This is a genomic window from Nonomuraea harbinensis, assembly GCF_019396385.1.
Lineage (GTDB): Bacteria > Actinomycetota > Actinomycetes > Streptosporangiales > Streptosporangiaceae > Nonomuraea > Nonomuraea ferruginea.
In genome coordinates, this window is record NZ_JAHKRN010000058.1 from 48089 (window position 1) to 55883 (window position 7795).

Genomic DNA, 7795 nt, shown 5'->3' on the forward strand with positions numbered 1-7795 from the left:
GGTGCGGCGCGAGCACGGCGCCCCCCGCGAGGGCTGGGAGAAGACCATCGAGGGCCAGGGCCTGGCCTACCACCGGGCGGCCCACCCCGAGGGCCTCAGCAGGCCCTACTGGGACGAGTCGGTCCACTACGTCTTCTCCATGGCGGAGGTGGAGTCGCTGGAGGAGCAGGTCGAGGAGCTGCACGAGATGTGCCTGCGTGCCGCCGGGCACGTGGTCGAGACCGGGCGCTTCGCCGACTTCGCCATCCCCGAGTGGGCCGCCGACGACGTGGCCCGGTCGTGGGAGCGGCGCGACGCCCACCTGTACGCCCGGTTCGACCTGCGCTACGACGGCACCGGCCCGGCCAAGCTGCTGGAGTACAACGCCGACACGCCGACCTCGCTGCTGGAGTCGTCGGTGATCCAGTGGTTCTGGCTGAAGGACGCCCACCCCGGCGACGACCAGTGGAACTCCATCCACGAGCGGCTCATCGACCGGTGGCGCGAGATGCCGCTGCCGGCCGGCGCCACCCACTTCGCCTGGACCAACATGGACGAGACGGGCGAGGAGGCCATGACCCTGGCCTACCTCCAGGAGACCGCCGAACAGGCGGGCCTGCGCACGGTCGCCGTCGCCATGGAGGACATCGGCTGGGACGCGCTCAACCGGCGCTTCGTCGACATGGACGAGGAGATGATCCGCTCCGTCTTCAAGCTCTACCCGTGGGAGTGGATGCTGTCGGAGCCGTTCGGCCGCCACGCGGTGCGCCACTCCACCTGGATCGAGCCGCTGTGGAAGGCGCTGCTGTCCAACAAGGCGCTGCTGGCCGTGCTGTGGGAGCTGTACCCCGGTCACCCCAGCCTGCTGCCCGCCTACCTCGACGGCCCGCGCGAGCTGGAGTCCTACATCGCCAAGCCGCTGCTCGGCCGTGAGGGCGCCTCGATGCGGATAGTCACCCCGGCCCACACCCAGGAGACAGCGGGCTCCTACGGCCGGGAGGGATACGTCTTCCAGGGCTTCGAGGCCCTGCCCGACTTCGGCGGCCAGCGGCCGGTGCTCGGCGCCTGGGTGATCGGCGACGAGGCGGCCGGGCTGGGCATCCGGGAGACCACCGGCCTGATCACCGACGACACCTCGTCCTTCGTACCTCACCGAATCGAGCTCACATGACTCTGCTGGAGACCCTTCTGCGTGGCGCGGGCGCCATCGCCTCCTACGCGGCCGTCGGCGTCATCCTGATGATCGTCGGCTTCTACGTGATCGACCTGGCGACCCCGGGCCGGCTGAGCGAGGTCATCCGCAGCCAGCGCAACCCGAACGCCACGCTGCTGGCCTCCTCGGCGATGGCCGCCGTGGGGCTCATCGTCGCGGCCTCGATCTGGTCGTCCGGCGGGCGGCTGGCCGAGGGGCTGGCGGGCACCGCCGTGTTCGGCCTGGTCGGCATCGTGGTGCAGACGCTGGCGATGCTGCTGTTCGACCGGGTGGCGGGCATCTCGGTGCGCGATCTGGTCAAGGAGCCGGAGCTGCAGCCGGGCGCCAGGCTGCTGGCGGTCACGCACGTCGCGATCGGCCTGATCACCGCCGTCGCGGTCATCTGACGGGACCTGGCACTCTAGGAGCGTGACAGACCGGACCCGGGAGGACACCACTCGCAGGCTTGAGCGGGCCATGGGCGCGCTCGGCACGGCCGCCATGGCCCGGATGGACGAGCAGCTGCCCTGGTTCCGCGCGCTCAGCGCCGAGGACCGCTCGTGGGTGGGGCTGGTGGCCCAGGCGGGCATCGCCGCGTTCGTGGAGTGGTTCCAGTACGCCGGCGAGGACCGCCCGACACCCAGCATCGAGTTCTTCGGCACCGCTCCGCGCGAGCTGAAGCGCTCGATCTCGCTGCAGCAGACCGTCGACATCGTCCGGGTCGTGGTGGAGGTGGTGGAGGCACAGGTCGACCAGCTGGCCGCGCCCGGCGGCGAGGAGCAGCTGGAGCAGGCCATGCTCCGCTACACCCGCGACGTGGCGTTCGCGGCGGCGCACGTCTACGCTCGCGAGGCCGAGGCCAGGGGGGCGTGGGACGCCCGGCTGGAAGCGCTGATCGTGGACGCCCTGGTGCGCGGCGAGGTCGACGACGGACTCCATTCGTGGGCCGCCGCGCTCGGCTGGACGTCCTCCCCCGTGGTCGTGATCGCCGGTCACGCGCCCGACGGCGACCCGCGCGAGGTGATCGACGGGCTGCGCGAGCGGGGCCGCCGCATCGGCATGGAGCTGCTCGCCGGGGTGCAGGCCGACCGGCTGATCGTGATCGTGGGCGGCGCGGGCAGCGTCAACGACGCGGCCCGCCAGGTCGTGGCCCGCTTCGGCCAGGGCCCGATCGTCATCGGGCCCGAGGTGAACGACCTGCACGCCGCCGCCAACTCGGCCAGGGCCGCGCTGGCCGGGCTGAAGGCGAGCTCCGGCTGGCCCGACGCGCCCCGTCCGGTGCACGCCGAGGACCTGCTCGCCGAGCGGGCGCTCGACGGCGACGAGGCCGCCAGGGAGCAGCTCGTGGAGAACGTCTACCTGCCGCTGGCCGGCACCCCGCTGCTCGACACGCTCGCGACGTACCTGGAGCAGGGCACCTCGCTGGAGGCGACCGCGCGGCTGCTGTTCGTGCACCCGAACACGGTGCGCTACCGGCTCAAGAAGATCACCGAACTGACCGGATACCAGCCGACCGAGGGCCGTTCGGCCTTCACGCTGCAGGTCGGGCTCATCCTCGGCCGGCTCGCGGAAAGCGCCGTAACCTGGCGGCCTTAACGTAACCGGAGCGAAACCCGAACTGTGGGGTTCCTACAAAGCACCCCGGACAAAGTGTGTGCAGATCTTCATCAGCGTGTCGGACTTCTACAGGGCATGGTTGACTTCGTGCTTGTACTCGTCGCGCCGGGCCAAGGCGCCCAAACACCAGGTTTCCTCACTCCGTGGCTCGAGCTTCCCGGCGTGGCGGACCGGCTGGCCGCCTGGTCCGACGTGGCCGGGATCGACCTGATCGCCTGCGGCACCGTCGCGGGAGCCGACGAGATCCGCGACACCGCCATCGCCCAGCCGCTGCTCGTGGCCGCGGCCCTGGCCTCCGCCGAAGTGCTCGGCGCGGCGCCCGACGTGCTGGCCGGCCACAGCGTCGGCGAGTTCGCCACCGCGGCGCTGGCCGGCGTGCTGACCCCGGAGCAGGCGCTCGCCCTGGTCAGCGAGCGCGGGCAGGCCATGGCGAAGGCGGCGGCGACCGCCGCGACCGGCATGACCGCGGTGCTCGGCGGCGCCGAGGACGACGTCCTGGCCGCGCTCGACAAGCACGGCCTGACGCCCGCCAACATCAACGGCGCCGGTCAGATCGTCGCGGGCGGCACCGTCGAGCAGCTCGCCGCGCTGAAGGCCGAGCCTCCTGCGCGCGCCCGGCTGATCCCACTGTCGGTCGCGGGCGCCTTCCACACCGTCCACATGGCCCCCGCCGTCGAGCAGCTGCGCGAGGCCGCCGCCCAGATCGAGCCCGGTGACCCCGAGGTCACGCTGCTGTCCAACGCCGACGGCGCCGCCGTCGCGGGCGGCGGTGAGCTCATGCGCCGCCTCGTCGACCAGGTGAGCAACCCCGTGCGCTGGGACGCCTGCATGGCCACGATGGCCGAGCTGGGCGTCACCCGGATGATCGAGCTGCTGCCCGGCGGCACGCTGACCGGCCTGGCCAGGCGCGGGCTGCGCGGCGTCGAGACCGTGGCGCTCAAGACCCCCGACGACCTCGACGCAGCCAGGGAGCTGATGAAGTGAGGATCCTCGAAACCGCGCCGGGGGCGAAGCTGCTGGCGCTCGGCCACTACCAGCCTTCCACCATCGTCTCCAACGAGCAGCTGGCCAAGACCATGGACACCAGCGACGAGTGGATCCAGTCCCGCGTCGGCATCAAGGAGCGCCGGGTCGCCGGCGACGCGGAGAGCCTGGAAGACATGGCCGCCCAGGCGGGCGGCAAGGCTCTGGCGGCGAGCGGCCTGGCCGCCTCCGACGTCGACCTGGTGATCGTGGCCACCTGCACGCTGGAGAGCCAGATCCCCAACGCCGCCGCCGTGGTGGCGCACCGGCTGGGCATCGACGCGCCCGGCGCGTTCGACGTGAACGCCGCGTGCGCGGGCTTCTGCTACGCGCTCGCCACCGCCGACAACGCCATCCGCGCGGGCTCGGCCAGGCACGTGCTGGTCATCGGCGCGGAGAAGCTGTCGCAGTGGATCGACTGGACCGACCGGTCCACCGCGGTGATCTTCGCCGACGGGGCGGGCGCGGCCGTGGTCGGCCCGTCCGACGCCCCGGGCATCGGCCCGGTGGTCTGGGGCAGCTCGGGCGACAGGTCCGACGCCATCATGATCCCCGACCGCCACGGCTCCCTCCGCCAGGAGGGTCAGACCGTGTTCCGGTGGGCCACCACCGCCCTCCACCCGGTCGCCAAGCAGGCGTGCGAGCGCGCGGGCGTCGACCCGTCCGAGCTGTCCGCCTTCATCCCCCATCAGGCCAACCTGCGCATCATCGAGGCCATCGCCCGCAAGCTGGGCGCCGACAAGGCCGTCGTCGCCCGTGACATCGTGCACGCCGGCAACACCTCGGCCGCCTCGATCCCGCTCGCGCTCTCGCGCATGCTGGAGCGCGGCGAGGTCCGCTCGGGCGAGCTCGCGCTCGTCCTCGGCTTCGGCGCCGGCCTCACGTACGCGGGCCAGGTCATCGAGATCCCCTAGTCCCCCGTACGATCTCTCAGAGCTTGCACGGCCAGTCCGTGCAGAACCCAGGAAACCAAAGGAGAACCAACGACATGGCTGCCACCGAGCAGGAGATCCTCGAGGGCCTCGGCAAGATCATCAACGAGATCACCGGGATCCCGGCCTCTGAGGTGACCCCCGAGAAGAGCTTCGTGGACGACCTCGACATCGACTCCCTGTCCATGGTCGAGATCGCCGTGGCCGCCCAGGACGAGTTCGGCGTCGAGATTCCCGACGACCAGCTCAAGAACCTGAAGACGGTCAAGGACGTCCTCACCTTCATCCAGAACTGAAGTCCGGCAACACCAGCTGATCGACAAGGAGTGCGGAACGTGAGTGCAAACCGGGTACGTGTCGTCGTCACCGGGCTCGGCGCGACGACGCCCGTCGGTGGAGACGCCACTTCCTCCTGGTCGGCGCTCCTCGCCGGTCAGTCGGGCGTCGCGACGCTCACCGAAGACTGGGTCGACACCGTCCCCGTGACGTTCGCGGGGACGGCCGCCGTCGACCCGGCCGAGGTCCTGCCCCGGCCCGAGGCCCGCAGGCTCGACCGCAGCGAGCAGTTCGCCATGGTCGCCGCCCGCGAGGCCTGGCAGGACGCCGGCGCCCCCGAGGTGGCGCCGGAGCGGCTCGGCGTGGTCGTGTCCAGCGGCATCGGCGGCATCAACACCACCCTGTCCGCCTACGACACCTACAAGGAGCGCGGCTGGAACCGGCTGTCGCCCTTCACGGTGCCGATGCTCATGCCCAACGGGCCGGCCGCCTGGATCGGCCTCGACCGGGGCGCCCAGGCCGGGGTGCACGCCACCGTGTCCGCCTGCGCCTCCGGCGCCGAGGCCATCGGCTACGCGATGGACATGATCAGGGCCGGCCGGGCCGACGTGGTGATCGCCGGCGGCACCGAAGCCGCCATCCACGGCCTCAACATCGCGGCGTTCGCCGCCGCCAGGGCCATGTCCACGCGCAACGACGACCCGCAGGGGGCGTCGCGGCCGTGGGACCGCGAGCGCGACGGGTTCGTGCTCGGCGAGGGCGCGGGCATCCTGGTGCTGGAGAGCGAGGAGTTCGCCAGGGCGCGGGGCGCGCGCATCTACGCCTACGCCGCCGGTGTCGGCTACTCGGCCGACTCCCACCACATCACCCAGCCCGAGCCCGAGGGCCGCGGCATCATCATGGCGATGACCCAGGCTCTCACCGACGGCGATCTGACGGGCCAGGACGTCAAGCACGTCAACGCGCACGCCACCGCCACCCCCGCCGGGGACGTCATCGAGGTGCAGGCCGTCGCCAAGGCCATCGGCACCCACCCGCTGGTCACCTCGACCAAGTCCATGACGGGTCACCTCCTGGGCGGCGCGGGCGGCATCGAGTCCGTCTTCACCGTCAAGGCGCTCCACGAGCGGATCGTCCCCGCCACCATCAACCTCAACGACATCGACGACGGCATCGAGGTGGATCTCGTCCACGGCGAGAACCGCACCCTGCCGGAAGGCGACATCGCCGCGGTCAACAACTCGTTCGGTTTCGGCGGCCACAACGTGACCGTCGTGTTCAAGGGGGCTTAAATGACCGTGCTCGACAACCGTGTGCCCACCGAAGGCGCCGACCAGGAGCCTGCTGATCCCCGAGACCCCGTCGTACGACTCGCCGCGCTCCTCGACGAGGGTTCGCTGCGGCTGATCACTCCCCAGGACAAGAGCGGCGTGCTCGCCGCCATGGGCCGCGTCGAGGGTGTTCCCGTCGTCGCCTTCTGCAGTGACGCCCGCTTCCAGGGCGGCGCGATGGGCAGCGAGGGCTGCGAGCACATCGTGCACGCCTACGACGTGGCCGTCCGTGAGCGGGTGCCGATCCTCGGGATCTGGCATTCCGGCGGTGCGCGACTCGCCGAAGGCGCCGAGTCGCTGCACGCCGTCGGCCGCGTGTTCGCGGCCATGACGAAGGCGTCCGGCATCGTGCCGCAGATCTCGGTCGTGGTCGGCGCGGCCGCCGGCGGCGCCGCCTACGGGCCGGCGCTGACCGACCTGGTGATCCTCGCCGACTCGGGCCGCATCTTCGTCACCGGCCCCGACGTGGTACGCAGCGTCACCGGCGAGAACGTCGACAGCGCCGCGCTGGGCGGTGTCGAGCCCCACAGCAAGCGCAGCGGCGTCGTCCACGTCGTCACCAAGACCGAGACCGAGGCGCTGCTCAAGGCGCGCCAGCTGGCCATGCTCCTGGGCCACCAGGGCCGGGTCCGTCCCGCCGGCATCGAGGAGGTCGACTTCTCCAGCCTGCTGCCGGAGTCGGCGCGCCGCGCCTACGACGTCAAGCCGCTGGTCAACGGCCTGCTGGACGAGCCGGGCATCGAGCTCCACCCGAAGTGGGCGCCCAACGTCGTCACGTCGCTGGGCCGGCTCGGCGGGCGCACCGTCGGCGTGATCGCCAACAACCCGATGCGGCTGGGCGGCTGCCTCGACGCCACCTCCGCCGAGAAGGCGGCGCGGTTCGTCCGCATGTGCGACGCCTTCGGGGTGCCGCTGGTCGTGGTCGTGGACGTGCCCGGCTACCTGCCCGGCGTCGGCCAGGAGCATGACGGCGTGGTGCGCCGCGGCGCCAAGCTGCTGCACGCGTTCGCCGAGGCGTCGGTGCCACGGGTCACGCTGGTCACGCGCAAGGCCTACGGCGGCGCGTACATCGCGATGAACTCCCGCTCGCTGGGCGCCACCAAGGTGTTCGCCTGGCCGACGGCCGAGATCGCGGTCATGGGCCCGGTGGCGGCGGTGCGGATCCTCAAGCGGCGCGAGCTGGCGGCGGCGCCGGAGGAGGAGCGGGCCGACCTGGAGCACCGGCTGGCCGCGGAGCACGAGAAGCTCGCGGGCGGGCTCACCCGCGCGCAGGAGCTGGGCGTCATCGACGAGGTGATCAAGCCGGAGGAGACCCGCGGCGCGATCGCCAAGGTCCTCGCCCAGGCCACTCCCGCCAGGGGCGCGCACGGGAACATCCCGCTGTAGTCCAAGCACGAAAAAGGGGCCCCGCACCGTGACCGGTGCGGGGCCCTTTCGCGTCGCAG

The 7795-nt window shown here is 71.9% G+C and carries 8 protein-coding genes; all 8 read left to right on the forward strand.

Annotation, left to right across the window (positions count from 1 at the left end; genetic code table 11):
- Nucleotide 1 precedes the first annotated feature (1 nt).
- The 8 genes from KME79_RS38085 (at nt 2) to KME79_RS38120 (ending at nt 7736) form a co-directional block, all read left to right on the forward strand.
- On the forward strand, nt 2–1150 hold the full coding sequence (locus KME79_RS38085; protein ID WP_219550398.1) for a glutathionylspermidine synthase family protein: 1149 nt from the start codon (nt 2–4) through the stop codon (nt 1148–1150).
- A complete protein-coding gene (locus KME79_RS38090; RefSeq protein ID WP_148030189.1) occupies nt 1147–1578 on the forward strand; it encodes a DUF350 domain-containing protein in 432 nt (143 codons plus the stop codon). Before KME79_RS38085 ends, KME79_RS38090 begins: the two co-directional genes overlap by 4 nt.
- A gap of 70 nt (nt 1579–1648) precedes the next feature.
- The gene (locus KME79_RS38095; protein WP_219550406.1) at nt 1649–2767 is read left to right on the forward strand and encodes a PucR family transcriptional regulator; all 1119 of its coding nucleotides are present in this window, start codon (nt 1649–1651) and stop codon (nt 2765–2767) included.
- Nucleotides 2768–2875: 108 nt separating this feature from the next.
- A complete protein-coding gene (locus KME79_RS38100; RefSeq protein ID WP_219550400.1) occupies nt 2876–3772 on the forward strand; it encodes an ACP S-malonyltransferase in 897 nt (298 codons plus the stop codon).
- On the forward strand, nt 3769–4725 hold the full coding sequence (locus tag KME79_RS38105) for a beta-ketoacyl-ACP synthase III (RefSeq protein WP_148030188.1): 957 nt from the start codon (nt 3769–3771) through the stop codon (nt 4723–4725). Before KME79_RS38100 ends, KME79_RS38105 begins: the two co-directional genes overlap by 4 nt.
- Before the next feature lie 74 nt (nt 4726–4799).
- Entirely contained in the window at nt 4800–5039 is a 240-nt protein-coding gene (locus KME79_RS38110) for an acyl carrier protein (RefSeq protein ID WP_148030187.1), read from the forward strand.
- A gap of 39 nt (nt 5040–5078) precedes the next feature.
- Nucleotides 5079–6311, forward strand: a complete 1233-nt coding sequence (locus KME79_RS38115; RefSeq protein WP_148030186.1) for a beta-ketoacyl-[acyl-carrier-protein] synthase family protein — start codon at nt 5079–5081, stop codon at nt 6309–6311.
- Nucleotides 6312–7736 carry an acyl-CoA carboxylase subunit beta gene (locus KME79_RS38120; RefSeq protein ID WP_219550402.1) on the forward strand — a complete coding sequence of 475 codons (1425 nt, stop codon included), beginning with the start codon at nt 6312–6314 and terminating at the stop codon, nt 7734–7736.
- Nucleotides 7737–7795: the final 59 nt, after the last annotated feature.